Annotated in this window: 27 protein-coding genes; all 27 read left to right on the plus strand. The window is 55.0% G+C overall.

The annotated features are described in order from the left end of the window. Positions 1–2: 2 nt before the first annotated feature. The 27 genes from leuS to E0E37_RS14515 all read left to right on the plus strand — a co-directional run bounded on the left by leuS (position 3) and on the right by E0E37_RS14515 (position 24,862). Complete coding sequence (gene leuS, locus E0E37_RS14385; RefSeq protein ID WP_130863690.1) at positions 3–2,477, plus strand: leucine--tRNA ligase; 2,475 nt, start codon at positions 3–5, stop codon at positions 2,475–2,477. 132 nt (positions 2,478–2,609) lie between these two features. Next, positions 2,610–4,289, plus strand: coding sequence for a ribonuclease J (locus E0E37_RS14390; RefSeq protein WP_246019741.1), 1,680 nt, complete (start codon positions 2,610–2,612; stop codon positions 4,287–4,289). A gap of 125 nt (positions 4,290–4,414) precedes the next feature. Continuing rightward, a complete protein-coding gene (locus E0E37_RS14395; protein ID WP_130863691.1) occupies positions 4,415–4,753 on the plus strand; it encodes a YlbF family regulator in 339 nt (112 codons plus the stop codon). Continuing rightward, on the plus strand, positions 4,743–5,816 hold the full coding sequence (locus tag E0E37_RS14400) for a M24 family metallopeptidase (RefSeq protein ID WP_130863692.1): 1,074 nt from the start codon (positions 4,743–4,745) through the stop codon (positions 5,814–5,816). Before E0E37_RS14395 ends, E0E37_RS14400 begins: the two co-directional genes overlap by 11 nt. Positions 5,817–5,922: 106 nt before the next feature. Then, positions 5,923–6,483, plus strand: a complete 561-nt coding sequence (efp, locus tag E0E37_RS14405) for an elongation factor P (protein WP_130863693.1) — start codon at positions 5,923–5,925, stop codon at positions 6,481–6,483. A gap of 106 nt (positions 6,484–6,589) precedes the next feature. Continuing rightward, positions 6,590–7,636, plus strand: coding sequence for an endolytic transglycosylase MltG (mltG, locus tag E0E37_RS14410; protein ID WP_130863694.1), 1,047 nt, complete (start codon positions 6,590–6,592; stop codon positions 7,634–7,636). Between the two features lie 7 nt (positions 7,637–7,643). After that, entirely contained in the window at positions 7,644–8,345 is a 702-nt protein-coding gene (locus E0E37_RS14415; RefSeq protein WP_165445374.1) for an O-methyltransferase, read from the plus strand. Between the two features lie 214 nt (positions 8,346–8,559). After that, positions 8,560–8,973, plus strand: a complete 414-nt coding sequence (locus E0E37_RS14420; RefSeq protein WP_130863696.1) for a helix-turn-helix transcriptional regulator — start codon at positions 8,560–8,562, stop codon at positions 8,971–8,973. A 191-nt stretch (positions 8,974–9,164) separates the two neighbouring features. After that, positions 9,165–9,653 (plus strand): prolyl-tRNA synthetase associated domain-containing protein, encoded by a 489-nt coding sequence (locus tag E0E37_RS14425; RefSeq protein WP_130863697.1) that lies wholly within the window; start codon positions 9,165–9,167, stop codon positions 9,651–9,653. Between the two features lie 106 nt (positions 9,654–9,759). Continuing rightward, positions 9,760–10,983, plus strand: a complete 1,224-nt coding sequence (locus tag E0E37_RS14430) for a peptidase U32 family protein (RefSeq protein WP_130863698.1) — start codon at positions 9,760–9,762, stop codon at positions 10,981–10,983. A gap of 157 nt (positions 10,984–11,140) precedes the next feature. Beyond that, positions 11,141–12,547 carry a hemolysin family protein gene (locus tag E0E37_RS14435; protein ID WP_130863699.1) on the plus strand — a complete coding sequence of 469 codons (1,407 nt, stop codon included), beginning with the start codon at positions 11,141–11,143 and terminating at the stop codon, positions 12,545–12,547. Between the two features lie 181 nt (positions 12,548–12,728). Next, positions 12,729–13,646 carry a stage III sporulation protein AA gene (locus tag E0E37_RS14440; RefSeq protein WP_130863700.1) on the plus strand — a complete coding sequence of 306 codons (918 nt, stop codon included), beginning with the start codon at positions 12,729–12,731 and terminating at the stop codon, positions 13,644–13,646. Continuing rightward, a complete protein-coding gene (locus tag E0E37_RS14445; RefSeq protein ID WP_130863701.1) occupies positions 13,643–14,161 on the plus strand; it encodes a stage III sporulation protein AB in 519 nt (172 codons plus the stop codon). Before E0E37_RS14440 ends, E0E37_RS14445 begins: the two co-directional genes overlap by 4 nt. A gap of 23 nt (positions 14,162–14,184) precedes the next feature. Next, on the plus strand, positions 14,185–14,385 hold the full coding sequence (gene spoIIIAC, locus E0E37_RS14450; RefSeq protein WP_330548586.1) for a stage III sporulation protein AC: 201 nt from the start codon (positions 14,185–14,187) through the stop codon (positions 14,383–14,385). A 9-nt stretch (positions 14,386–14,394) separates the two neighbouring features. Further along, positions 14,395–14,784 (plus strand): SpoIIIAC/SpoIIIAD family protein, encoded by a 390-nt coding sequence (locus E0E37_RS14455; RefSeq protein WP_154937590.1) that lies wholly within the window; start codon positions 14,395–14,397, stop codon positions 14,782–14,784. A gap of 34 nt (positions 14,785–14,818) precedes the next feature. Beyond that, positions 14,819–15,901: a stage III sporulation protein AE gene (locus tag E0E37_RS14460; RefSeq protein ID WP_130863703.1), complete on the plus strand. Its 1,083-nt coding sequence runs from the start codon at positions 14,819–14,821 to the stop codon at positions 15,899–15,901. Positions 15,902–15,904: 3 nt separating this feature from the next. Beyond that, complete coding sequence (locus E0E37_RS14465; RefSeq protein ID WP_130863704.1) at positions 15,905–16,438, plus strand: stage III sporulation protein AF; 534 nt, start codon at positions 15,905–15,907, stop codon at positions 16,436–16,438. Between the two features lies 1 nt (position 16,439). Continuing rightward, a complete protein-coding gene (locus E0E37_RS14470; RefSeq protein ID WP_130863705.1) occupies positions 16,440–16,922 on the plus strand; it encodes a hypothetical protein in 483 nt (160 codons plus the stop codon). Between the two features lie 3 nt (positions 16,923–16,925). Next, positions 16,926–17,573, plus strand: a complete 648-nt coding sequence (locus E0E37_RS14475) for a SpoIIIAH-like family protein (protein WP_130863706.1) — start codon at positions 16,926–16,928, stop codon at positions 17,571–17,573. A 236-nt stretch (positions 17,574–17,809) separates the two neighbouring features. Continuing rightward, entirely contained in the window at positions 17,810–18,139 is a 330-nt protein-coding gene (locus tag E0E37_RS14480) for an Asp23/Gls24 family envelope stress response protein (RefSeq protein WP_130863707.1), read from the plus strand. Between the two features lie 75 nt (positions 18,140–18,214). Next, a complete protein-coding gene (gene nusB, locus E0E37_RS14485; protein WP_165445375.1) occupies positions 18,215–18,625 on the plus strand; it encodes a transcription antitermination factor NusB in 411 nt (136 codons plus the stop codon). Beyond that, entirely contained in the window at positions 18,612–19,634 is a 1,023-nt protein-coding gene (locus E0E37_RS14490; protein ID WP_130863709.1) for a hypothetical protein, read from the plus strand. Before nusB ends, E0E37_RS14490 begins: the two co-directional genes overlap by 14 nt. Next, the gene (gene xseA / locus E0E37_RS14495) at positions 19,625–20,878 is read left to right on the plus strand and encodes an exodeoxyribonuclease VII large subunit (protein ID WP_130863710.1); all 1,254 of its coding nucleotides are present in this window, start codon (positions 19,625–19,627) and stop codon (positions 20,876–20,878) included. Before E0E37_RS14490 ends, xseA begins: the two co-directional genes overlap by 10 nt. Then, positions 20,865–21,098 (plus strand): exodeoxyribonuclease VII small subunit, encoded by a 234-nt coding sequence (xseB, locus tag E0E37_RS14500; RefSeq protein WP_130863711.1) that lies wholly within the window; start codon positions 20,865–20,867, stop codon positions 21,096–21,098. Before xseA ends, xseB begins: the two co-directional genes overlap by 14 nt. A gap of 91 nt (positions 21,099–21,189) precedes the next feature. After that, the gene (locus E0E37_RS14505; protein WP_130863712.1) at positions 21,190–22,086 is read left to right on the plus strand and encodes a polyprenyl synthetase family protein; all 897 of its coding nucleotides are present in this window, start codon (positions 21,190–21,192) and stop codon (positions 22,084–22,086) included. Positions 22,087–22,104: 18 nt separating this feature from the next. Then, positions 22,105–23,985, plus strand: a complete 1,881-nt coding sequence (gene dxs / locus E0E37_RS14510) for a 1-deoxy-D-xylulose-5-phosphate synthase (protein ID WP_130863713.1) — start codon at positions 22,105–22,107, stop codon at positions 23,983–23,985. Then, complete coding sequence (locus E0E37_RS14515; RefSeq protein WP_130863714.1) at positions 23,969–24,862, plus strand: TlyA family RNA methyltransferase; 894 nt, start codon at positions 23,969–23,971, stop codon at positions 24,860–24,862. Before dxs ends, E0E37_RS14515 begins: the two co-directional genes overlap by 17 nt. Positions 24,863–24,873 lie beyond the last annotated feature (11 nt).

Consider the following 24,873-nt stretch of genomic DNA (forward strand, 5'->3'; position numbering starts at 1 on the left):
ACATGTTACAGCAATACGATTTTAAAGCGATTGAAGAAAAATGGGAAAAATACTGGGCGGATGAAGATATGTTCCGCACAGTGGAAGATGAGAGCAAGGAAAAGTTTTATCTCCTGGAAATGTTTCCCTATCCCTCCGGAAAACTGCACATGGGCCATGTGAGGAATTACTCCATCGGAGACGTTCTGGCCCGCTACCTGAAGATGAACGGGTATAACGTGCTGCATCCCATGGGCTGGGACTCTTTCGGGCTGCCCGCGGAGAACGCCGCAATCAAGCACGGTATCCATCCCGCCGTCTGGACGAAAGACAATATCGGGGAGATGAGAAATCAGCTGAAACGGCTGGGCTTCAGCTACGATTGGGACAGAGAAGTAGCCACCTGCACGCCGGAATATTACAGATGGATGCAGTGGATCTTCATCCAGTTCTTCAATAAAGGACTGGCCTACAAGAAAAAGAACGCCGTCAACTGGTGTCCTTCCTGCCAGACGGTACTTGCAAACGAGCAGGTCGTGGAAGGCTGCTGCGAGCGCTGTGGGACTGCTGTGGGAAAGAAAGAGCTCTCTCAGTGGTACCTGAAGATCACCGATTACGCCGACCGTCTTCTGTCCAATCTGGATAAATTGCCGGGCTGGCCTTCCAAGGTCAAGACCATGCAGAAAAACTGGATCGGAAAGAGCACGGGCGCGGAGGTGGATTTCGCCGTGGAGGGCTTTGACAAGCCCATGACTGTTTTTACCACCCGTGTCGATACGCTGTTTGGCGTTACCTTTATGGTCATGGCTCCCGAACATCCCTTTGTAAAGGAAATGGTGGCGGGAACCGGTCAGGAAAAAGCTGTGGAAGAGTTCCTGGAAAAGCTGCAGCACCTGAGCGATATCGACCGTACCTCCACCACGCTGGAGAAGGAGGGCGTCTTCACAGGAAGATACGCCGTCAACCCCGTGAACGGAAAGAAGATCCCCATCTATCTGGCCAATTACGTTCTCATAAATTATGGAACGGGTATGGTCATGGGTGTTCCCGCTCACGATGAACGAGACTTCGATTTTGCCACGAAGTACGGCTTCGACATTATTCCGGTTGTCGAGCCGCCTGAAGGCTCCGATATAGATGTGAACGATCTGAAAGAGGCCTTTGTGGCCGAGGGAAGGCTGATCAACTCCGGCGAATTTGACGGTATGGACAACATGCCGGCCCAGGAGAAGATCATCGCCATGCTGGAGGAGAAGGGGATCGGAAAGAGATCCGTGAACTTCCGGCTGAGAGACTGGCTGATCTCCAGACAGAGATACTGGGGCACGCCCATTCCCATGGTCTACTGCGAGCACTGCGGATGGGTCCCTGAAAAAGAGGAGAATCTGCCCATCGAGCTGCCCACAGACGTGGTCTTCAGCGGAAAGGGCGAGTCGCCCCTGACCACCAGCAAGACCTTTATGCAGACCACCTGCCCCAAGTGCGGCGCGCCGGCCACCAGAGAGACGGATACCATGGATACCTTCCTGGACTCCTCCTGGTATTTCCTGCGCTACTGCGACGCCAGAAACGACAGGGAGGCCTTTGCGAAAGACAAGGCCAAATACTGGATGGGAGTCGATCAGTACATCGGCGGCGTGGAGCACGCGATCCTGCATCTGATGTACGCCCGGTTCTTCACCATGGTGCTCTACGATCTGGGTTACTCGCCGGTGGAAGAGCCCTTTACCAATCTGCTGACCCAGGGCATGGTGCTGAAGGACGGCAGCAAGATGTCCAAATCTCTGGGCAATGTTGTGAGCCCTGAGGAGATCATCGCGAAATACGGGGCGGATACGGCCAGGCTGTTCATCCTCTTCGCCGCGCCTCCTGAAAAGGAACTGGAGTGGTCCGATACGGGCGTGGAGGGAAGCTACCGTTTCCTGAACCGCGTATATCGTCTGGTCGCTGAGCTGGCTGAGCTGACAGAAGGGATCCCCGCAGTCTATACGCCGGAGGGCAAAGATGACAAGCAGCTGGCTTATGCGCTGAACAGCGCCGTCAAGAAGGTGTCTGAGGACGTTCAGAAGCGATTCAACTTCAATACTGCTATCAGCGCCATTATGGAGCTGGTCAACGAGATGTATCGCTACAAGGAACTGGAAGACATCAACCTGGGTCTGCTGGCGGACTGCGCCGACAAGCTGGTGCTGCTGCTGGCTCCCTTCGTGCCGCATATCTGTGAGGAAATGTGGCAGGGTCTGGGTCATGAAGGTTCCGTCTATGAAGCGGAGTGGCCGAAGTACAATGAGTCCGCCCTGGTAAAAGATTCGGTGGAGATCGTCGTTCAGATCAACGGCAAGGTAAAAGAGCGCGTGGAAACGCCGGCCGGTCTGGACAAAGACGCTTTCGCCCAGATCGTGATGGAAAATGAAAAAGTGAAAGCGTTATTAGATGGGAAAGAAGTGGTTAAAATAATACCGGTACCCGGTAAGCTTCTGAACCTGGTAGTGAAGTAAAAAAGAAAACCTGCGGAACCGGAAAGGCGGGTTATCTGCCGCGCAGCCGGGCGCCGCGCCGGGGAAAGTCTCCATACAGACTGTCCCGGGCGGGGCGGCCCGGCGGCCGCGGCTGAAGAAAGGAATGTTAATTTGAGAACGAACAACAGAAACAGAGGAGGGGGCAGCCTGAGGTTGATTCCTCTGGGCGGTCTGAGCGAGATCGGAAAGAATATGACTGTCCTGGAGTACAAGAACGACCTGATCATCATCGACTGCGGCATGTCCTTCCCGGATGACGAGATGTACGGAATTGATATCGTCATCCCAGATTTCTCTTATCTGGACAAAAACAGAGACAAGATCCGCGGAATGATCCTGACGCATGGTCACGAGGACCACATCGGAGCCATTCCCTATCTGCTGAAAGAGTTTTCTCTGCCGATCTACGGAACGAGATTTACCCTGGGCCTTGTGGAGAACAAACTGAAGGAGCACGGAATCAAGGGTAAACTGAATGTGATCAAGGCGGGGGACACGGTAAAGATGGGCTGCTTCAGCGTAGAGACGCTGCGCACCACCCATTCCATCGCGGACTCGATCTGCCTGGCCATCGACACGCCGGTGGGCAAAGTGTTCCACACGGGAGACTTCAAGATCGACTACACGCCGCTGGACGGAGAACCCATCGACTTCCACCGGCTGGCGGAGATCGGCAACAAAGGAGTGCTGCTGCTTCTGGCGGACAGCACCAACGCAGAAAGAAAGGGCTACACGCCCTCTGAACGGATCATCGGCGTAACGCTGGAGAACATTTTCCGCAAATACAATTCAAGAATACTGGTAGCCACCTTCTCGTCCAACGTAAACCGCGTGCAGAAGATCGTCGACACGGCGGTGCAGTTCAAGAGAAAAGTAGCGATCTCCGGCCGCAGTATGGTCAACGTGGTAAACGTCGCCATGGAGCTGGGGTATCTGAATATTCCTCAGGGCGTTCTGGTAGATATCAATAAGATCCGGCACGTGAAAGATTCGGAGCTGGTCATTATCACCACGGGAAGTCAGGGCGAGCCCATGTCGGCGTTGGCCCGCATGTCTACCAACGACCACAAGGCTGTGCAGATCAAGAAAGGGGACGTGGTGGTCCTCTCGTCCAGCCCTGTGCCCGGAAACGAGAAGAGCATATCCAACGTGATCAATAAACTGTTCGAGAAAGGCGCGGAGGTCATTTACAACGACATCGCCGACATTCACGTGTCAGGCCACGCCTGTTCCGAGGAGCTGAAACTGATCCACACGCTGATCAAGCCCAAATACTTCGTCCCGGTCCACGGCGAATACCGTCATCTGAGACAGCACGCCATGATCGCCGAGAGCCTGGGCATGCCCAAGAAAAACATCAATATCATGGGGAACGGCGAGGTCCTGAGCCTGAGCAAAAACCGCTGTGAAAAGCTGAAGGAGGAGATACCCTGCTCCCCCGTCATGGTAGACGGTCTGGGCGTAGGCGATGTGGGAAACATCGTGCTGCGTGACAGAAAACTGCTCTCCGAGGCAGGACTGATCATCGTGGTGGCCGGCATAGAGAAGGGATCGGGAATGGTCCTTTCCGGTCCGGACATCATTTCCAGAGGATTCGTCTACGTGAGAGAATCCGAAGATCTGATCGATTCCGCCCGCCGGGTGGTGAGGGACCGTCTGCAAAAGTGCCAGGACGAGGGCATCAAGGACTGGTCCGCCATGAAAAACGCGGTCAGAGACGATCTGCGCAACTTCATTTATCAGAAGACGAAGCGCAGTCCCGTGATCCTGCCCGTTTTCATGGAAGTTTAAAGCCCGGATCCCAGGCGGGAACGCGGGGATCCGAAAAAGAGCGTCCGAATCATGAATGGAAAGGAACGTGCGCCCGGCCCTTCCAGAGAGCGGGAGGACCGGGAGCTGTTTCTGCGAGGTAAATTATGAGCGTAAATGTGCACGACAAGGCCCATGAGCTGGCCAGAGCGCTGAAAGAGAGCGCGGAATACAAGCATTACATGGAGATCAAGGCGGAGGTATCGCAGAATCCGGAGCTTTCACAGATGATCAACGATTTTCAGGAAAAGAACATGGCCATGCAGACCCAGCAGATGCTGACCGGACAGCCTCCGGAGGATATGCTTTCACAGGTACAGTCCCTGTATCAGATCCTTATGGCAGACCCTGCGGCAGCCCGTTATCTGCAGGCGGAGATCGCCTTCACACAGATAGTAGCCGACGTCTACGGCATATTAGGGGAAGTGATCCGAGTTGACAAATAATACGGAAAATCGCATCAGCAGGGTCAGGGAACGATTTGCAGGTCTGGGCGTAGACGGTCTGCTCATCACGAAGCAGGAGAATCAGGCTTACGTGACGGGCTTTTCTTCCGACGATCTCTTTGTGATCCTGACGGAGAAAGAGCAGTACATCATGACGGACTCCCGTTACACGGAAACGGTGGCGGATCACTGTCCGGACTTCCGCCTGGTGGAGTCAAAGAAAGATTATGGTCTGTCCGACTTTCTGGCGGAGCTGGCTCTGCCCGTGCTGGGCTATGAACAGGAGGCCATGACCGTAGGAGAGTACAGACGCCTTGCGGATAAGCTGGGGGAGAAGCGTCTTTCAGGCACGTCCGGACTGGTGGAGAGCGTCCGCGTCATCAAAGACGAGCGGGAGATCGAGACCATCGGCAGGGCCGCGGCTCTGGGAGACCGCTGTTTCAGCCACATGCTCTCCTGGTTCAGGGAAGGCGTTACCGAGAGAGAAGCGGCGCTGGAGATCGAAATGTTCTTCAAGAGCAATGGAGCGTCCCGGCTGTCCTTCGACACCATCTGCATTTTCGGGCCGCACACCTCGCTGCCTCACGGAGTGCCGGGGGAAACGCCGTTAAAAAAAGGCGATCTGATCACTATGGATTTCGGCTGTGTGGTGGACGATTACTGTTCCGACATGACCCGCACCATCGCGTTCGGGTCTGCTACGGAGGAACAGAAGGAGGTCTATCAGATCGTACTGGAAGCGCAGCTTGCCGGTGTGAATGGGCTGAAAGCGGGGATGACCTGCCGGGAGGGCGACCGCCTCTGCCGGGACGTCATCGAGGCCGCCGGCTACGGCGCGTATTTTGGTCATGGAACCGGCCACGGCGTAGGCCTTGAGATCCATGAAGCGCCCACTTTGGGACCCCGAAGCGACGAAACGCTCCAGGAAAATATGACAGTCACCATCGAGCCGGGGATCTATCTCCCAAAAAAATTCGGCGTTCGAATTGAAGACTTGGCAATCGTGACTTCTTTTGGTATAATGAACAAGGTCTGTTCTGCAAAAGAACTCATTATTCTCTAGTTTTCGCGGAATAACACGGGAATAAGGCGGGGCGAAGCGGTCCATAAGCACGTTACAGCGATCGATTCCATTCGATTTCAGCATAGCAGCATACTGGAGGGAAATTATGATTTATGCAAGCGATTTCAGAAAAGGCGTAACCTTTGAAATTAACGGCGAACCCCATGTGGTTCTGGATTTCCAGCACGTGAAGCCGGGCAAGGGAGCCGCGTTCGTGAGAACGAAGTACAGAAACATTTTGACAGGAGCCACCAGAGAAGAGGCGTTCAACCCGAACGACAAATTCCCTAAGGCTCACATCGACACGAAGCAGATGCAGTATCTCTATAACGACGGAGAGCTGTATTACTTCATGGATCAGGAGAGCTTCGATCAGGTTCCTCTGACTGCGGATCAGGTGGAGGACGCGATCAAATACCTGAGAGAAAACGACACCGCTACCATCAAGTTCTACAAGGGCAACGCCTTCCTCGTGGAAGCGCCGAACTTCGTAAACCTGAAGATCATTGAGACGGAGCCGGGCGTGAAGGGCGACACCGCCACCAACGTGACCAAGTCCGCCACGGTGGAGACCGGCGCTGTCATCCAGGTGCCTATTTTCATCGAAGAGGGCGAGCTGGTCCAGATCGACACCAGAACTGGCGAATATCTGGGAAGAGCAAAATAGTTTTCCAGAGAAAAAGAGAAGAAAATTTCGCAGGGATCTCTCTGCGAAATTTTTTCTATGCACCGGCGTAGGGCGCCGGCCGTGATTCAGAAAAAGGGTGACATATATGGGAAGAAGACACAGAAAGAAGAAGAAGATACTGCCGATCATCGTGGGAATCGCAGCTGTCTTTGTCATCGCTTTCGCAGGCTTTACGGTGTGGATGAATTCCGCGGCTAAACCCGTGGACGAAGGGAACACGGAGCAGGTCTCCGTCACGATCCCATCCGGTACCGGGACGGGAGGCATTGCGCAGATACTCGAGGAAAAGGGGTTGATCAGCAGCGCCGCCGTCTTTAAATTTCAGTCGCGGTCTAAGGGATACGACGGCAAATACAAGGCCGGGGAATATTCGCTGACCGCCTCCATGTCCATGACGGAGATCATGGACGCGCTGGTGTCGGGAAACGTGAATACCATGCGGTTCACCATTCCTGAGGGTTATACGGTGAAACAGACGCGGGACAAGCTGGCCGCCGAGGGACTGGTCAACGGGGACCTTTTCGATCAGGAAGTGGCATCCGGGCAGTTTGATTATCGGTTTCTGGACGGAGCTCCTTCGGGAGAAAACAGACTGGAGGGCTATCTGTATCCGGAGACCTACGACGTATTTACCACAGCCAACGAACACGACATCATCAACCGAATGCTTGCCCAGTTCGATAAGATCTTTACAGATGAATTTTACAGCCGGGCCAGGGAACGGAATCTTTCGGTCAACGAGGTCCTGACCATCGCGTCTATGATCGAGAGGGAGACGCGGGTAGACAGCGAGCGCGCCAAGGTGGCCAGCGTTATCTACAACCGCCTGGAGCAAGGCAGAAAGCTGCAGATCGACGCCACCGTGCAGTATGCGCTGGGCGAGCAGAAGGAGCGGCTGCTCTACAAGGACCTGGAGATCGACTCTCCTTACAATACATACAAAATAGAAGGACTGCCTCCCGGACCGATCTGTTCTCCCGGAGTTGCGTCCATCAAAGCAGCTCTCTATCCGGAGGACACAGATTATCTGTTTTACGTTTTAAAGCCCGAACTCAACGGAGAACACAATTTCGCCGAAACGGAAAAGCAGTTCCAAAACTACAAAAATCAGTACATCAATGCCATCAAATAGGAGTGTTATGAACATTGTCACAGAACCGGTAACCGAATATCTGGACAGTCTGTACAGGCCCGCAAATGATTTCCTGGCGGAACTTCGCAGGACCTGCGAGGAACAGATGATACCCATCGTCCTCCGGGACGCGGAGAGTCTGATCCTCCAGCTGCTGCGGCTGCAGCGTCCAGAACGGATACTGGAGATCGGCACGGCGGCGGGGTATTCCGCCATCGCCTTTGCCTTGGAATGTCCGGAGGCGAAGATCGTCACGCTGGAGCTCTCGGAGAGATCCGCGGACACGGCCCGGGAAAATATTGAACGGGCGGGCTGCTCCGATTCCATCTGGGTCCTTGGGGGAGACGCCAGAGAAAGTCTGGCCCGGCTGGCCGCCGCATATGAAGCCGAGGGGAAAGAGACGGGCCAGCCGCCGGAGCTTTTCGACTTCGTCTTCATCGACGCGGCCAAGGGACACTATCAGGAGTTCTGGGACGGCGCGGCGCCCCTGATGAAAGAAGGGTGCCTGGTGGTTTCGGACAACGTTCTTTTTAAAGGAATGACGGCATCCGATCAGTTCATACCGGAGCGCCGCCAGAAAACCATAACAAACCGCATGCGGAGTTTCCTGCGATTTCTCACGCAGACGGAGGGCATCCGGACCGCCGTTCTGCCCGTGGGCGACGGCGTGGCCGTGAGCATCGTCGGCAAAGCGCCGTCAGCGCGGTGAATTGATCGAAGTGAAAAATTGAATACAGGCAGGAAAAAGCCGCGCGTCAGCGCGGCTTTTTTTATGATCTGAACAGGGTGTGGAAGAAACATGCCGCAACAGCAAAATTCTATACATGTTCGGATCGTCGGATGAGCGGTAAAATGATAAAAGCATACGAAATGCGACAAGGTAGAGGGGGAATGTCAATATTACACAAAGTAAAGGGGGAAAGATGAGAAATCGCATTCGGGAAATTATGCAGGCTCAGGGAATGACGATACAGACTTTGGCCAATAAATCCGACGTCAGCAGAAGAACCGTACAGAACATTGTAAACGGAATGGAATCCTGCCACATGGAGACCATGGTCAAAATTGCCGAGGCGCTCGGGGTATCTCTGGCGGAAATATTTTTAGAACCTTATGAAACGATTGTGCGCTATGGAGAAAGATCGGAAGAAGCCGACAAGGCGGCGGTTCCCAGCACCATGGAAATAGCAGAAGAACACGGCGCATATTCCGTTCCGGCAGCCGGAGAAAACAGTGAAGGACTCGCAGAAGCTGTCTATCACTGTTTCGCGTATCTGCCGCAGGAGGTTCAGAGGGAATTTTTCCAGCTCTGCTATTGCAACGGGAAACGTAAATAGAAGAAAAAGAACCGGCATCCAGGGAGAGTATCCGCCCGCCTGCCGGTTCTTCTTTTTCGGGGAAACTCCACAGGACCAATGCAGGAAGAATACCGCAGTGCGTTTCGTGCAGTCTCGTGATATGCATACTATATGTGAACAAATGCTCCCGGATCTGGTATACTTAGATAAAGAACAGGAGGACGACGGCGATGGAACAATATAAGATCGTATACGACGCCCTGGATCAGATGGGCGTCGCTTATCAGGTGGCGGAGCATCCGCCGGTCATGACTGCGGAAGAAGCGGACCGCTATATCGAGGGAATGCCCGGCGTGCGCACCAAGACGCTGTTTCTGTGCAACAAAAAAGGTACGGAACATTATCTGGTGGTCCTGGACGACAGCAAACGCGTGGATATGAAACAGCTGGCGGAGCTTTTGGGAGAGAAAGGACTGCGTTTCGCTTCGTCCCAGAGACTCATGGATAAACTGTCCCTCTATCCGGGGGCGGTCTCTCTCTTCGGGCTGATCAACAACAGAGAGAAGGATGTGAAAGTCTGTTTAGATCGGGAAATGCTCTCGGAAGATCAGGTCACCTTTCACCCCAACGACAATACCAGGACGCTGTTTCTTTCCACGGAGGACATGCTGCGGTTTCTGAGGGAAAGCGGTTACGAATACCGGCTCGTCGATCTGTAGAAGGATGAGCTTTCCGGAGGCGGACGGCGTTCCGTCTCCGTCCGTTCTTGTAAAACTCTGCCGGAAATGGTATACTATAAGAGACAGAAAAGGAGATCGAACATAGATGAAGAAAATAGAACTGCTGGCGCCGGCCGGCGATCTGGAGAAACTGAAAATAGCGGTGGATTACGGGGCAGACGCCGTCTATCTGGGAGGCGAGATGTTCGGACTGCGGGCCGGGGCCCGCAATTTTTCGCTGGAGGATATGCGGGCGGGGGTAGAATACGCCCACGGAAAAGGCCGAAAAGTGCACCTTACCGTGAACATTTTTGCTCACAATGAAGATATGAACAGTCTGGATGATTATCTGCGCCAGGTGGGAGAAATTCCTTTTGACGCGTTTATCGTGTCTGATCCGGGCGTCATCTGCGCGCTGAAAGAAGCCGTGCCCGGGGCGGAGATCCATCTCTCCACTCAGGCCAATACGACGAATTACAGGTCCGCCGCCTTCTGGCACAGTCAGGGCGTGAAGCGAGTGGTTCTGGCCAGAGAGCTTTCTCTGGCGGAGATCAGGGAGATCAGGGAGAAGACGCCGGGGTCACTGGAGCTGGAGGCCTTCATCCACGGGGCCATGTGCATTTCCTATTCCGGACGCTGCCTGCTCAGCAATTTTATGACGGAGCGCGACGCCAACCGGGGTCTCTGCGCCCATCCCTGCCGGTACAAATACCAGCTGGTGGAGGAGAAGAGGCCCGGGGAGTATTATCCCATTGAGGAAGACGGACGGGGAAGCTATATTTTCAACTCAAAAGATCTCTGCATGATCGCGCACATTCCCGATCTCATCGGAGCGGGACTGGCTTCCGTCAAGATCGAAGGGCGGATGAAGAGCATTTTTTACGTGGCGGCTGTAGTGGGCGCTTACCGCCGCGCTATCGACGCATGGTATGCCGATCCGGAGCATTACCGGGAGGATCCCGCCTGGTTTGGGGAACTGGCAAAGGTGAGCAACCGAAGGTTCACCACAGGATTCTACTACGGCAGACCGGATCACACGGACCAGAATTATGAGACCAGTTCCTATTACCGGGATTACGATTTCATCGGCCTGATAAAGGACTACGATCCTGCTTCGGGGCTGGCTCTGGTGGAGCAGAGAAACAAGATCTGCCTGGGAGACCAGGTGGAGGTCTTCGGACCGGGAACCGATTTCTTCACTCAGTCCGTGGGCGTCCTTTTAAACCAGGATCGGGAGCCGATCTCTTCAGCGCCTCATCCGCAGCAGATGGTCTATATCAAGATGGAACAGCCTGTTTCGGAAAATTTTATGGTGCGGAGAAGAAAATGATGATATAATAGCCGCAAGCGGCGCAGGCATGCGCTGATTTTATCATGATGGCCGGCGGCCGGGAAGGGGCGCCGGAAAAATGACCGTCAAAAGAAAGTGATATTATACTGGATACGGCGCGGCGGAACAGCGCGCCGCAAACAAGGAGGAATCAAGAATGTCGGACCCTAGTCCCGAACCCGCTATAGCTATGGAGATCGCGCTGACGCTGATCGTACTGCTGACGCTGATCGACGCTTTTTTCTCTTCCGCAGAGACGGCTTTCGCCGCGCTCAACAAGAACCGGCTGAAACAGCTGACGGCGGAGGGAAACAGGAGAGCGGAGCTGCTGCTGGGTGTGGCTGAGGAGCCAAATAAATTTTTATCTGTGAACCGCATGTTTATCACGCTGGCCGGTCTGTTCGCCAGCGCCGTGGCGGCCGCGGGAATGACGGGACCGCTCAGCGGATTTCTGAAAAGCTGCGGCGTGCCCTGGGAACGGGAGATCGCCCTGGTGCTCATAACGCTGGCGCTGGCCTACGTCGTACTGGTGTTTGGGATCATGTTTCCCAAGAGACTGGCGTTCCGCAATGTTGAAAAGACGGCGCTGTTCTGCGTGGGACCAGTGCTGTTTCTCAAAAAGTTGTTCGCGCCGTTTCACGCGCTGCTCTCGGCCACAGTGTCCCTGCTCATGAGACTGACCGGGACCGATCAGTTTTCCCAGCACGAAGAGTATTCTGTGGATGAGATCAAATCCATGCTGGAAGTAGGGCAGGAGGCGGGACATCTGAATCCCACCGGACGGGAGATGATCTACAGCGTTTTTGAGTTCGCGGATAAAGTGGCCTATGAGATCATGACGCCGCGGACGGACGTATATTCCATCGATATCAACGACGATCTCAGCCAATATATCGACGAACTGCTGGAAGAGCGTTATTCCCGTATTCCTGTCTACGACAAAGACGGAGACGATATCATAGGCGTGCTGTACATGAAGGATTTCTTTCTGGAAGCCAGAAAGGTGGGCTTTGAGAAAGTGGATATCCGTCCTCTGCTGCAGAAGCCGTTCTTCGTTCCGGAGAGCAAAAAGATCAACGATCTGTTTTCCACCCTTCAGAAAGAGCGGATGCACATCGCGGTGCTCATCGACGAATACGGCGGTTTTTCCGGCATCGTGACCATGGAGGATATCGTGGAAGAGATCGTGGGCAACATCGACGACGAGTATGACGATGACGAGCCCAAGCTGGAACAGCTGGACGAATCCACCTGGCTGGCGGACGGTCAATACTATCTGGACGATCTCAGCGAAGCGCTGGGCTACCAGTTTGAATCGGAAAACAACGAGACCATCGGCGGTCTGGTCATCGACCTCATCGGAGAGATACCCGACGAGGACGAACCGGAGGACCGCATCGTGGAGTATGAAGGCTGTATCTTCAAAGTGGAATCGGTAAAAGACAGGCGGATCGACAAGGTGAGGATCACCATACCGCCGTCGCCGGAAGAACCTTCCGGAAGCGCGGAGGAGCAGGCAGAACCTGCTGGAAACGCAGCGGCGGCAGAGAGAACAGAAAAATAATAAAAAAGAAACATAACCCCCTTATCCTGTGAATACAATGAGAGTAAACAGGACAAGGGGGTTTTTCTATTCTGTTATACCGTCCCGCAGCCCGGTCCGCAAGACGCGGCGGGACCCATCGGGACGTAAAGAGGGAACAGATGAAAAGGAACGATACGAGAGGGGAAAAGGAGATCGGGGAATGCAAAGGATGGAAGAACTGATCCCGGGCCTTCCGGGAGAGTGGTACGATGAAATGCGGGATCTGCCGCAGGAGGCCGCCGGATCCATTGAAGAGATCCGGGTAAAGACGGGCCGGCCTGTGTACGTGTACTGCGGATCCGGGGAATACATACTGGGATCTACAAGGACACGGCCCGTAGACAAAAAAATGCTGAATAATATATGTAACTCATTATTTAACCATTCGGTCTATGCCTATCAGGAGGAATTGGCCAACGGTTATATCACGCTGGATTCCGGTTTTCGCATCGGTTTTTGCGGACGAGCGGTGGTGGAAGGAGACCGGGTGAAGACGCTGCGTGACATCACCTCGCTGAACATCCGACGTGCCAGGGAGATAAAAGGGATCTCCGAACGCTGTTTTCCGTATACGCTGGACAGCGACGGCCGTTTTTACAACACGCTGATCATCTCGCCTCCCAAATGCGGCAAGACCACGCTGCTGCGGGACTTTATCCGCAGCCTGTCTGACCGGGGATTTCGGGTAGGCGTCTGCGATGAGAGAAACGAGATCGCCGGAGCGGGCCACACGGGCTTCTGCTACGACCTGGGCGACAGGACGGACGTGCTGTCCGGATGCCCCAAGGAAAAGGGCATGATGATGCTGATCCGCTCCATGGCGCCGGATATTCTCGCCACAGACGAGATCGGCAGGGAGGAAGACTGCGGCGCCATCTCGTCGGCGGTCACAGCCGGCATCGGTCTTCTGACCACCATCCACGGGGGCAGTTATGAGGATGTGCTGCGGTCCGGCGTGGGGCCGATGGTGGGGAAAGGGGTGTTTCAGCGCCTGATCTTCCTGACGAACCGGCCGCGGACAGGCACTGTGTCCGAGATATGCAACTGGAAAAATGAAAGGGTGGCGGGGCGGTTATGATAAAAATTCTTCTCTGCCTGGTAGTCGTGATTTTTTCCGGATTGGCGGGCTGGTCGAAGGCTTCCGTCTATACCCGGCGGGTGAGAGCGCTCACCGACCTGACGGCCAACCTGAAATATCTGGAATCGGAGATGGGATACCGCATGGAAGCGCTTCCGGTGCTGTTTGCCCGCATCGGGGAAAACAGGAGGGAATCCGGCGGGGCCTTTTTCACTGAGACCGCCCGCCTTCTGGAGACCAGAGAGGCGGATACGCTTTGGAGCGCCTGGGTCCAGAGCGTGGATCAGGTATACGGAGCCGATGTTCTGCTGCCGGAGGACAGGCGGATCATCGAGGAGCTGGGGTACGAGCTGGGACGAACGGATATGGAAACCCAGCGCCGTCTCTTTTCTCACTGCTACGAGGGGCTGGCGCGGCAGGCGGACGCGGCCAGGGAACAGGCAAGAGTTCGGGGCAGAATGTACCGGACGCTGGGGATCTCAGCGGGGATCCTCACCGCCATACTGTTTATTTAAGAATGCAACACAGGAGGAATGTTATGAATATTGACGTGGATATCATTTTTAAGATCGCCGCCATCGGAATTATCGTGGCCGTGCTCAATCAGGTCCTCATCCGTGCGGGCCGGGAGGATCAGGCGATGATGACCACTCTGGCGGGCATCATCGTGGTGCTGCTTCTCATCGTACAGATGATCAATCAATTTTTCGACACAGTGAAAACGATGTTTCAGCTGTAGGAGATGATCATGGATATTTTTAAGATCGCCGTCATCGGTATCTGCGGCGTGGTGCTGTCCTCGATGGTGAAAGGGTACAAGCCGGAAATGGCCATTTACATCGTCATCAGCACGGTGCTGCTTCTGTTTGGATACATTCTGTACCACCTGACCGCGGTGTTTGACCTGTTTTCCGGCGTATACGGGCAGATCCGCTACGGAAAAGCTTTTTTTCCCGTGGTCGTCAAGGTGCTGGTAGTCGGCTACATCGCGGATTTCACAGCGCAGCTTTGCCGCGACGCCGGAGAGGGCGCCATCGCCGGCAAAGTGGAGCTGGCGGGAAAGGTAATGATCTTTTACCTGGCCGTTCCCATCATGATGTCGCTTCTGGAGATCGTTACCAAACTGCTGCCCTCCTAGAAAGGACGGCCGGGAGACAGAGAAAGGGGGGCTTATGGAGCTTGAAAATATTATAAATGAACAGCTGTCATCCATGGATCTCTCTCAGCTGCAGGAGCTTCTTGGAGCGGTGCAGCAGAACGGAAGCCTCTTTCACGGCATGGGGCTGGGGGATGTGCTGAGTTCGCTGATCAGGGGAGAGACCGTTTTCAGCTGGGATGAGGTATTGTCCGGACTGGCGTCTTTTTTCTTCGCCCAGGTCCAGAGCAGTCTGACGCTGGCAGTGGAAGTGTTCGCCGTATGCATCCTCATCGGCATGCTGGAGAGCGTCTCGTCGTCATTCTCGGACAACGCCTCGTCAAAACTGGGTGTGCTGGTCTGCACGCTGATCATCGTAGTGCTGTGCGTCAGGGATTTTCTCAATATATACAATATGTGCGCCGATTCCGCCGCCTTGATGGTGCGGACCATGCAGGTGCTGCTGCCCATTCTGGTCCCGCTGCTGATTGCCATGGGCGGAGTGACGGCGGGAAGCATTCTGAATCCTGTGATCATGGGGGCTATCACCATACTGTCCACTGTCATTCTCAGCTGTATTATGCCTGCGGTGTTCATCTCCTGTGTGTTTCTTCTGGTGAATTCGCTGTCGGGAAAGGACTATATCAAAAAGCTGGCCAAGTTTCTCAGGGCCGCCGCCATCTTTCTCATGGGGCTGACGGTGACAGTGTTCTCCGCCCTCACGTCCATACAGGGCGTCATCTCCAAATCGGCGGACGGCATGCTCATGAAGACGGCGCAGTTTTCCATCGACAATTTTATCCCCATCATCGGCGGATTTGCAGCCGATTCCGTCGACCTGATCCTGAGCTGCACGCAGATGATCAAAAACGGAGTAGGAGTGGTGGGATTGCTGATCATCGTGTCTCTTATGCTGATCCCCCTGATCAAGCTGCTGGCCTCCGCTCTGATCTACAAAGTCCTGGCTATCGTGCTGGAGCCTATATCAGGAAAACGCATCTCGGACTGCGTGGACGACATCGGAAACTCGGTGATCACGCTCTCCGTGATCCTGATCCTGACGGGAATTCTGTTTTTCATTTTCCTGGCGGTGCTGATCTCAGTGGGAAGGACGGTGTAAACGGTGAGTGCTGTGTGGGAATGGGTGAGAAACCTCACCGTGATCGTGATCCTCTTCTCCTTTGTGGAGATCCTGCTGCCCGGCAGCGGCATGAAGCGATGTATGAAGTTCATTTTTTCTCTGGCCATGCTGGCCATGGTCCTGTCGCCCATCTCCGATCTGATGCAGGAAGATGTGAGCGTGCTGGGAAATGTCCCCGTATCGGAGGAACTGCGGGAACTGGCGGCCAGAGGGGACTCCGGGGAGGGGGATGACAGCGCTATTTCCAGAGTGCAGACCAAACAGATCGAGACAGTGTACGTGGAAAAGCTGAAAGCCCGGCTGGAAGAGGACCTGAAAGAAAAATTTTCTGGTATAACTGTCACGTCGGTTGAAATATATATAAATAATGAAGTGCGCAGCAGCGGGTTCGGCAAGCCGGAAAAGGCTTCAGTGACCATCAGCGACCCGGAGTTTGAAAAAGCCGTCCGGGACTTCACGGCGGACCGGCTGCAGATAGAAAAAAGGAGCGTCACCATAGCGCTTGCGGAGGAATAATATGCTGACACGGGAAAAAAACGAAAAGGAGACCACAGGCAGAAAGAAGGGAAAGGACCTTTGCTTTCAGTTCATCACTGTGGTGGTGCTGGCGGCTCTGGCCCTGCTTCTGCTGAATGTTCTGTCCCTGGATAAAGACGGCAGACGGCAGATCGTGGATAACGACGGGCCGGAAGAATACATCGGCAGCGGCTCGGATCACATACAGACGGCGGAGGAAAAGCGGCTGGCCGGCATCCTGACCCAGATAAAAGGCGTGGGGGCGGCGTCGGTCATGATAACCTGGCACGATGAAGAAAAAACCGCCTCAGTCTTTTCGTCGGATCAGAATACGGAACAAACCAGGGTGAAGGGAGTGATTGTCACAGCGGAGGGCGCGGGAGACGCGGTCACCAAAAACAACATCGTCAAAGCGGTGTCGGCAGTGTTCAACATACCGGCCGCCAACGTCATGGTATTTGAAAGCGAAACAGGGGGGAATTGAAAAGTGAAATACGATAAAAAGAAATTGTTTGTACTGACAGGAATGCTGGCGCTGCTGCTGTGTGTCAGCGTGATCAACAATAGGCTCTCGGTGGACGAGGGGCTTTCCGCCTCCGCAGGGTATGCGGATCACGAGGCCCAGGAAATGCAGGAACACGACGGCGAAGTGCTGGTGGACAGCATCAACGTGACGGAGCTTCCCGGCACCTCGCAGCCCGGAGCGCAAAACGCCAGCGGAAGCGCCGTGGCAGGCGTCTCCGGTTCCGCGCTGGTGACTTCGGACGATGTGGAGGAGCTTGCGAACACCGATACATATTTTGAAGAAGTACGGGCCACCATCAATATGGACAGAAATGAGATCCTCTCCATGCTGACCGACGTGATAAACGAGACGCCGGACGGAGCGGAGAAAAACAACGCCACGGAGCAGAAGCTGAAGATCATCGACTACATGAACAAGGAAAAGGTGATCGAGAATCTCATTGAAAACAAAGGTTTTTCCGACGCACTGGTGCTGATCACGGACAGTTCTGTGAACGTAACGGTGAACAAGCAGGATCTGGCCCAGACCGACATCGCCAAGATCAGCGATATCGTAATGCGTGAGACCGGCAAAAAAGCAGATCAGATCGTCATACAGAGCAAATTTTAAGGAACAGAAAACGTTGTTTCCGGACTCATAATCTGGTATAATAACCGCAGAGCGGCTATTATACAGATTCTGTGCGCGGCAGACGCCATGCGCGGATTATACCATGATGGCCTGCGGCCAGTCATGGTATAATAACCGCAGAGCGGCTATTATACCAGTTTGAGAAATAGTAGAGAATACGGACGCGGGCGGCGTCCGGTCTCTTTTTTCCAGTATAGTCCGGAAGCGGAGAAACCATGGAAATTTCAGATGAAGTCATCGCCGTATGCGCCACCAATGCGGCGCTTAGGACAGCCGGCGTAGCGGATCTCTCAGGAGGGATCCGGGAGAGCCTGTCCAGAAATATACTCCGAAAAGAGCTCATGTCCCGCGGCGTAAAAGTCAGTCAGAGCGAAGAAGGAGTCCAGGCAGATATTTATGTCATCGTCCGTTACGGAGTAAAGATTCCGGAGGTGGCGTGGGATCTGCAGGAAAATGTGAAGAAGGAAGTGGAGCATATGACGGAGCTGCCTGTCAAGGCGGTGAACATCCACGTTCTGGGAGTTGAATGCACAGCGCGGAGATAGACCGCGGGCGGGCTCCGGCGGCAGAACCGCCGGAGGTCTCATAAATACAAAAGATAAAATACACGGAGGATGAGAATGCGCAGAACTGAAGCCAGAGAGCTTTTTATGCAGCTGCTTTTCCAGATGGAGATGCAGAACGATTACGGCCCGTCCCAGAAGGAACGTTTTATGGAAGAACACATGAAGGATAAGGATCAGTCCGATTATTTCAACAAGATGTACGAACTGACCGCCAAACATCTTTCTGAGATCGACGCCCTGCTGGAGGAGTGCTGCGACCGCTGGAAAAAAGAACGGCTGGCCAAGGTAGATCTGGCAGTGCTTCGGCTTTCCATCTGCGAGATCCGCTATATGGACGATATTCCGAATTCTGCTTCCATCAACGAGGCGGTGGACCTGGCCAAACGATTCGGCGGCGAGGAATCCGGAAAATTTGTCAACGGCGTTCTCGGCCGTGTTGTGAGAGGCAAAAATGGAGAACACTAACCTGGTACTCGGTCTGGATACCAGCAACTATACGACCTCCGCTGCCGTCACGGACGCGGAGGGCAATATCATCAGGGACCTGCGAAGACCGTTGCGGGTAAAACAGGGCGAGCGGGGACTGAGACAGTCCGACGCCCTTTTTCAGCATATGGAGAATCTGCCCGAACTGCTGGCGGAGATCCTGGATTCACCCCTCAGGGAAGGGATAAAAGCGGTCTGCGCAAGCGAAAAGCCCCGTCCCGTAGAGGGGTCTTATATGCCGGTGTTTCTCGCCGGGCTGCGATTCGGCACCGTGGTGGCAAAGAGCCTTCAGGCGCCTTTTTTCCTTTTTTCCCATCAGGAGGGCCATCTGGCCGCGGCCGTTCACGGCACGGATCTGACAGGCGTTTCCGAGTATCTGGCCTGGCATCTCTCCGGGGGCACCTGCGAACTGCTCTCCGTGGCGGAGGGAGGACGCAGGATCTCTATCATCGGCGGTTCCAAAGATATATCCTTCGGTCAGCTGATCGACCGGGTGGGAGTCTCCATGGGGATGGCTTTTCCCTGCGGCAGGGCGATGGATGAGGAGGCGATGAGCGGAGAGGGCGGGAACGGAGAGACCTGTGCTCCGCCCGTTGAGCGGACTTCGGTAAAAAACAATCCGCTGAAGCCCATCCCCACAGACGGACTTTACTTCAATGTCTCCGGGATGGAGACTCAGGCCCAGCGCCTGTTTTCCCGGCAGGGAGGCGAAGGTCTCTCCCGTTTCCTTTTCCAGCGGATCGTCCAGTGCCTGGCCGAGGTGACTGTGAAAGCCGCTGAACACGCGAAAAAACAGGGGGAAGAACGGGCGGAGGGACCGCGGCGGGTGCTGTTTACCGGCGGCGTAGCCGCCAGTGCATTTTTGCGGGAGAATCTGCGTCATGCTCTTTCAGGGACCGGGGCGGTCCCTGTCTTCGGCGCTCCCGCCCTCTCATCGGACAACGCGGTGGGGATCTCATTGTTAGGAGGACAGGCATTATGGCGCTGAAACCGGTCAGCGTATCACAGCTGAACAGTTACATCAAACGGATCCTGCAGACCGACCCCATACTGGGAAACGTCTCCGTCATGGGCGAGATCTCCAATTTAAAGTTTCACAGCAGCGGTCACGTCTATTTTTCACTGAAGGATGCTAACAGCAGGATCAATTGCTTCCTGCCGTCGGATCAGCGCAGATATCTGCGGTTCGAGCTGGCCGACGGCATGCAGGTCACAGCTTCCGGCTTTGTCTATCTCTACGAGCGGGGCGGCACCTATTCTCTCAACGTCCGGGAGATCAGCGTGAACGGCAGGGGAAATCTCAGCATAGCCTTTGAAGAACTGAAAAAACGGCTGGATCAGGAAGGTCTCTTTGATGCCAAATACAAAAAAGAGCTGCCGGTCTTTCCGAAAAAGGTAGCGGTGATCACTTCGCCTACCGGAGCCGCCGTGCGCGATATCATTAAGATCATCAAAAGCAGAAACGACTATGCGGATGTTCTGATATTTCCCTGTCTGGTCCAGGGACCGGGCGCGGCGCCTGACATTTCCCGGTGTATCCAGACGGTCAACCGTCTCTATCCAGAGGTGGATGTGATGATCGTGGGACGGGGCGGCGGATCCATGGAGGAACTCTGGGCCTTCAATGAAGAGATCGTGGCCAGAAGTATTTTCCTCTCAGAGATCCCCGTCATATCGGCGGTGGGCCATGAGACGGATTTCACCATAGCGGATTTCGTGGCGGATCTGAGGGCGGAGACGCCCACGGCGGCGGCTCAGGCCGCGGTGCCGGATCTGAGAAAGCTGCGGGAATACTCCCGTCAGCTGCTGGCAGATCTGTCCCGCGCTCAGGGGCAGAAGCTGCAGTACTACGCAATGCGTCTCTCAAAGAACAGCGCGGAACAGATGCTGGCGCTGCTCTTAAGGAAGGCGAAGCTGTCGGAAATGCGGACCAATCAGGCGCTGGAAAACCTGCGCTACCGGATGGACGGCAAAATACGGGATGCGGAGCATCGGCTGGCTCAGGCTCAGCTGCGGCTTGAGGGACTGAACCCTTACGGACCCCTCGAACGGGGCTACGGCATGGTATTTCGCCGGCCCGGCGAACCGCTGTCGTCAGTGGAAAAAGTCAGAGAAGGAGACCGGCTGCGCGTGGCTCTGTCCGACGGCGCGCTGGACTGCGTTGTAGATAAAGTATTTCCCGGATTGCTCCCCGGAGAAGTGGAAGGAGGAACGGCCCATGGCGAAAGCTGAATTGGAAACGGACGAAAAAAAGCTGAGCTTTGAGGATGCGCTCCGCGGGTTGGAGAAGGCCGCGGAGGCGCTGAAAAGCGAGGAGACTACTCTGGAGGACGCCATCCGCCATTACGAGGAAGGCGTGAGATTTTATGAGTGCTGCAGTGAGATCCTGAATGCGGCGAAGCAGAAGATCCAGGTATTTGAAGAGTCGTCGGAGACGCTGGCGGATTTCTGACAATATGCTTCACAACGGAAGGTAAGATCGCAAACTGGAAATTTCCCCGCATTAAAATTCCGGGGAATCGCAGTAAAAGGAGATGAAGAGAATGGAATACAGAGAGTATAACCGCTTGAAGGCTATCATTGACGAGCACATTCTGGACTTCCTCCCGGAGGTTGACCATAAAAGTATTACGTTATACGAGGCGATGAAATACAGTCTCACTGCCGGAGGCAAACGGCTGCGGCCGGTACTGGTGCTGGCGGCCTGCGATTTCTGCGGCAGCGATATGAAAGAGGCGCTGCCCTTTGCCTGCGCTGTGGAGTATATTCACACCTATTCGCTGATCCACGATGATCTGCCGGCCATGGACGACGACGATCTGCGCCGGGGCGTTCCCACCAATCACAAGGTGTACGGCGAAGCCATGGCGCTTCTGGCCGGCGACGGCCTGCTGAATTCCGCTTTTGAGGTCATGCAGAAGGATATGCTCCTGTATTTTGACGATGTGGATAAGCTGAAATGCCGACTGAAGGCCTGTTACGAGGTGGCGCGCTGCGCCGGGATCCGGGGAATGGTGGCCGGACAGGTGGCGGACATGGAGGCGGAAAACAAGCAGTGCTCCAAGGAAATGCTGGACTACATCCACATCAACAAGACGGCTGCGCTGATCACGGCGGCGGTGCTGGCGGGCGCGCATCTGGGCTGCGCCGACGAGCAGAAGCGTCAGCTTCTGGCCAGCTGGGGCGAGGATATGGGCCTGGCGTTTCAGATCGTGGACGATATTCTGGATGTCTGCGGCGACGAGCAGGAGATCGGAAAGAAGACCGGCGTGGATCTCAAACAGAATAAATCCACCTACCCGAGTATTTACGGCCTGGAGGAATCGAAGGCCAGAGTCTTCGAACTTCTGGATGAAGCCGACGAGCTCATGGCGCCTTATTACGACGAAGCTGAGGTGTTCAACGAACTGACAGCGGATCTGAGAGACAAAATCAAATAGAACGGAGAACCAATCATTATGAAACAGTCGCTGTTGGATCACGAGTTTCCGCAGGATCTGAAAAATATGTCGGAGCGGGAGCTTGAACTCCTGTGCTACGAGATCCGGGAGTTTTTGCTGGATCACGTGTCAAAGACAGGGGGACATCTGGCCTCGAATCTGGGCGTGGTAGAGCTGACTATCGCACTGCACACCGTCTTCAGCAGTCCCCAGGATAAAATCATCTGGGATGTGGGACACCAGTCTTACGTCCACAAAATCCTTACCGGGCGGGCCGGTGAATTTTCCACTCTGCGCCAGACTGGAGGTCTCAGCGGCTTTCCCAAACGGTCGGAGAGCGTGCACGATACCTACGATTCCGGTCACAGCAGCACTTCGCTGTCGGCGGCCATGGGCTACGCCATCGCCAGAGATCTGAAAGGCGAGGACTACTCTGTGGTGTCCGTTATCGGCGACGGCGCGCTGACCGGCGGGGTCGCCTACGAGGCGTTAAACTGCGCGGGCAACGCCAGAACACGCATGATCGTGATCTTAAACGACAACGAGATGTCCATCGGAAAGAACGTGGGAGGAATGTCTCAGCACCTGAGAAAGCTGCGCACTTCCCACGCTTACCTGGACTTTAAGAAAAAAGTGAAAAGCGCGCTGAAAGGAATTCCCCGCATCGGCGAGGGAATCTATTCCGGAATGGAATCGCTGCGGGATTCTCTCAAATACGCGCTGGTGCCAGGGGCCATCTTTGAAGAACTGGGATTTAAATACTTCGGACCTGTGGATGGCCACAGCCTTCACGATCTGACTGAGATCCTGACGCTGGCCAGGACCATGGACCGTCCCGTGCTGCTCCACATCGTGACAAAGAAGGGCAAGGGATACCGCAATGCGGAGAACAACCCCGGAAAATTTCACGGAGTGGGTCCCTTCGACCTGAATACGGGAAATCCTCTGGCGGGCAGCGGCAACGTGAGTTATTCCCAGGTGTTCGGAAACAAGATCGCGCAGCTGGCAGCCAGGGATGAAAACATCGTGGCGGTCAGCGCCGCCATGATCGAGGCGACAGGTCTGGCAAAAATGAAGGAGAAATTTCCTTCCCGTACTTTTGACGCGGGAATTGCGGAACAGCACGCGGTGGCCTTCGCCGCCGGGCTGGCGCTGGCGGGCAAGCGTCCTGTGGTGGCCATCTATTCCACCTTCCTGCAGCGGGCGTACGATGAGATCCTCATCGACGTCTGCATGCAGAATCTGCCCGTCATCTTCGCCGTGGACCGGGCGGGCAACGTGGGCAACGATGGAGAGACACATCACGGCGTGTTCGATCTGTCCTATTTGACCGCTATGCCCAATATGACGGTGATGGCCCCCGGCGACGGCCGGGAGCTTTCCGAAATGCTGGAATATGCCATGACGCTGTCCGGACCCTGCGCCATCCGCTATCCACGGGGGGACGCCGCGGATCTGAGTCTGGAAAAAGAGAGACGGACTCCGCTGGACGGACGGATGGAGGTCATCCGCGAAGGCGGGGAAGTCTGTCTGCTGGCCGTGGGCCGGATGACGGCCGCAGGGGCTGAGGTCTGCCGGCTGCTGGAGGCCAGGGGGATCCGGGCAGGACTGGTAAACGTCAGGTTTGTCAAACCTCTGGACAGGGAAGGGATACTGACTCTCACAGAACAGTATCCACATATAGTGACCATGGAAGACAATGTGCTGGCAGGCGGCTTTTACTCTCAGGTCTCCTGTCTGTTTGCGGAGCGCGGGATCTCGGGCGCATCGCTTCACGGGATCGGTTGGCCCGACGAGTTTATCCCTCAGGGGTCTGTGTCCGATCTGATGAAACAGTATGGTTTAGACGCGGAGAGTATTGCGGAAAGGGTGGCTGGATTCGTTGAAGGAAAGGCTTGATATCTTACTGGTAAACAGAGGGTTTTTCCCCTCCAGAGAAAAGGCGAAAGCGGCTGTCATGGCACGCCAGGTGACCGTGGACGGCGTCATGGTGGACAAGGCGGGCACCGGCGTATCGGAGGATTCGGTGCTGGCCGTTAAAGAAAATACCTGTCCCTATGTCAGCAGAGGCGGACTGAAGCTTGCAAAGGCTTTGTCTGCTTTTTCCTTTTCGCTGACGGACGCTGTGTGTATGGATATCGGAGCCTCCACCGGCGGCTTCACGGACTGCATGCTGCAAAACGGCGCGTCGAAAGTCTACGCCGTGGACGTGGGCTACGGACAGCTGGACTGGAAGCTGAGAAACGACAGCCGCGTGGTCAATATGGAGAAGGTGAATATCCGCTATCTGGACCGTGATAAGATCCGGGAGGAGTTGGATTTTATCAGTATCGACGTGTCGTTCATCTCCCTGAAACTGGTGTTTCCCGTGGCAGCGGCGCTGCTTCGCCGGGGCGGAGAACTGATCTGCCTGGTCAAGCCCCAGTTTGAGGCTGGACGGGAACAGGTGGGAAAAAACGGTATCGTGCGGGACAAAAATATACACGGCCAGGTCCTGCTTCACGTGCGGGAATACGCGGAAGAGAACGGGCTGGCCGTGAAAGGGATCACCTGGTCGCCGGTAAAAGGAGCGAAGGGAAACATCGAATATCTGATGTATCTGAAGAAGACCCCCGGCGCGCAGGTGGGGCCGGGGGCGGCGGACGAGACGGAGAACGGAATAGAAACAGAAGAAGCTGAAGCGGCGCGCGGGAAAGAAGCGGTCACAGACCGGGAGCAGATCGACAGCCTGATCGGCCGGGTCGTGGCGGAATCTCACGCTGAGCTGGACAAGTAACACAAATCATA

The organism is Bacilliculturomica massiliensis (assembly GCF_900605495.1).
GTDB classification, from domain to species: domain Bacteria; phylum Bacillota; class Clostridia; order Peptostreptococcales; family Anaerovoracaceae; genus Bacilliculturomica; species Bacilliculturomica massiliensis.

Excerpts from the sequence above, each read along its gene's own strand:
- E0E37_RS14480 (WP_130863707.1), top strand. The coding sequence starts at position 17,810 with ATGGAAATTTCAGATGAAGTCATCGCCGTATGCGCCACCAATGCGGCG.
- E0E37_RS14470 (WP_130863705.1), top strand. The coding sequence starts at position 16,440 with ATGCTGACACGGGAAAAAAACGAAAAGGAGACCACAGGCAGAAAGAAG.
- E0E37_RS14430 (WP_130863698.1), top strand. The coding sequence starts at position 9,760 with ATGAAGAAAATAGAACTGCTGGCGCCGGCCGGCGATCTGGAGAAACTG.
- efp (WP_130863693.1), top strand. The coding sequence starts at position 5,923 with ATGATTTATGCAAGCGATTTCAGAAAAGGCGTAACCTTTGAAATTAAC.
- E0E37_RS14490 (WP_130863709.1), top strand. The coding sequence starts at position 18,612 with ATGGAGAACACTAACCTGGTACTCGGTCTGGATACCAGCAACTATACG.
- E0E37_RS14455 (WP_154937590.1), top strand. The coding sequence starts at position 14,395 with ATGGATATTTTTAAGATCGCCGTCATCGGTATCTGCGGCGTGGTGCTG.
- spoIIIAC (WP_330548586.1), top strand. The coding sequence starts at position 14,185 with ATGAATATTGACGTGGATATCATTTTTAAGATCGCCGCCATCGGAATT.
- xseA (WP_130863710.1), top strand. The coding sequence starts at position 19,625 with ATGGCGCTGAAACCGGTCAGCGTATCACAGCTGAACAGTTACATCAAA.
- E0E37_RS14445 (WP_130863701.1), top strand. The coding sequence starts at position 13,643 with ATGATAAAAATTCTTCTCTGCCTGGTAGTCGTGATTTTTTCCGGATTG.
- E0E37_RS14425 (WP_130863697.1), top strand. The coding sequence starts at position 9,165 with ATGGAACAATATAAGATCGTATACGACGCCCTGGATCAGATGGGCGTC.
- E0E37_RS14460 (WP_130863703.1), top strand. The coding sequence starts at position 14,819 with ATGGAGCTTGAAAATATTATAAATGAACAGCTGTCATCCATGGATCTC.
- E0E37_RS14435 (WP_130863699.1), top strand. The coding sequence starts at position 11,141 with ATGTCGGACCCTAGTCCCGAACCCGCTATAGCTATGGAGATCGCGCTG.
- xseB (WP_130863711.1), top strand. The coding sequence starts at position 20,865 with ATGGCGAAAGCTGAATTGGAAACGGACGAAAAAAAGCTGAGCTTTGAG.
- E0E37_RS14440 (WP_130863700.1), top strand. The coding sequence starts at position 12,729 with ATGCAAAGGATGGAAGAACTGATCCCGGGCCTTCCGGGAGAGTGGTAC.
- nusB (WP_165445375.1), top strand. The coding sequence starts at position 18,215 with ATGCGCAGAACTGAAGCCAGAGAGCTTTTTATGCAGCTGCTTTTCCAG.
- E0E37_RS14420 (WP_130863696.1), top strand. The coding sequence starts at position 8,560 with ATGAGAAATCGCATTCGGGAAATTATGCAGGCTCAGGGAATGACGATA.
- E0E37_RS14505 (WP_130863712.1), top strand. The coding sequence starts at position 21,190 with ATGGAATACAGAGAGTATAACCGCTTGAAGGCTATCATTGACGAGCAC.
- E0E37_RS14415 (WP_165445374.1), top strand. The coding sequence starts at position 7,644 with ATGAACATTGTCACAGAACCGGTAACCGAATATCTGGACAGTCTGTAC.
- dxs (WP_130863713.1), top strand. The coding sequence starts at position 22,105 with ATGAAACAGTCGCTGTTGGATCACGAGTTTCCGCAGGATCTGAAAAAT.
- E0E37_RS14395 (WP_130863691.1), top strand. The coding sequence starts at position 4,415 with ATGAGCGTAAATGTGCACGACAAGGCCCATGAGCTGGCCAGAGCGCTG.
- leuS (WP_130863690.1), top strand. The coding sequence starts at position 3 with ATGTTACAGCAATACGATTTTAAAGCGATTGAAGAAAAATGGGAAAAA.
- mltG (WP_130863694.1), top strand. The coding sequence starts at position 6,590 with ATGGGAAGAAGACACAGAAAGAAGAAGAAGATACTGCCGATCATCGTG.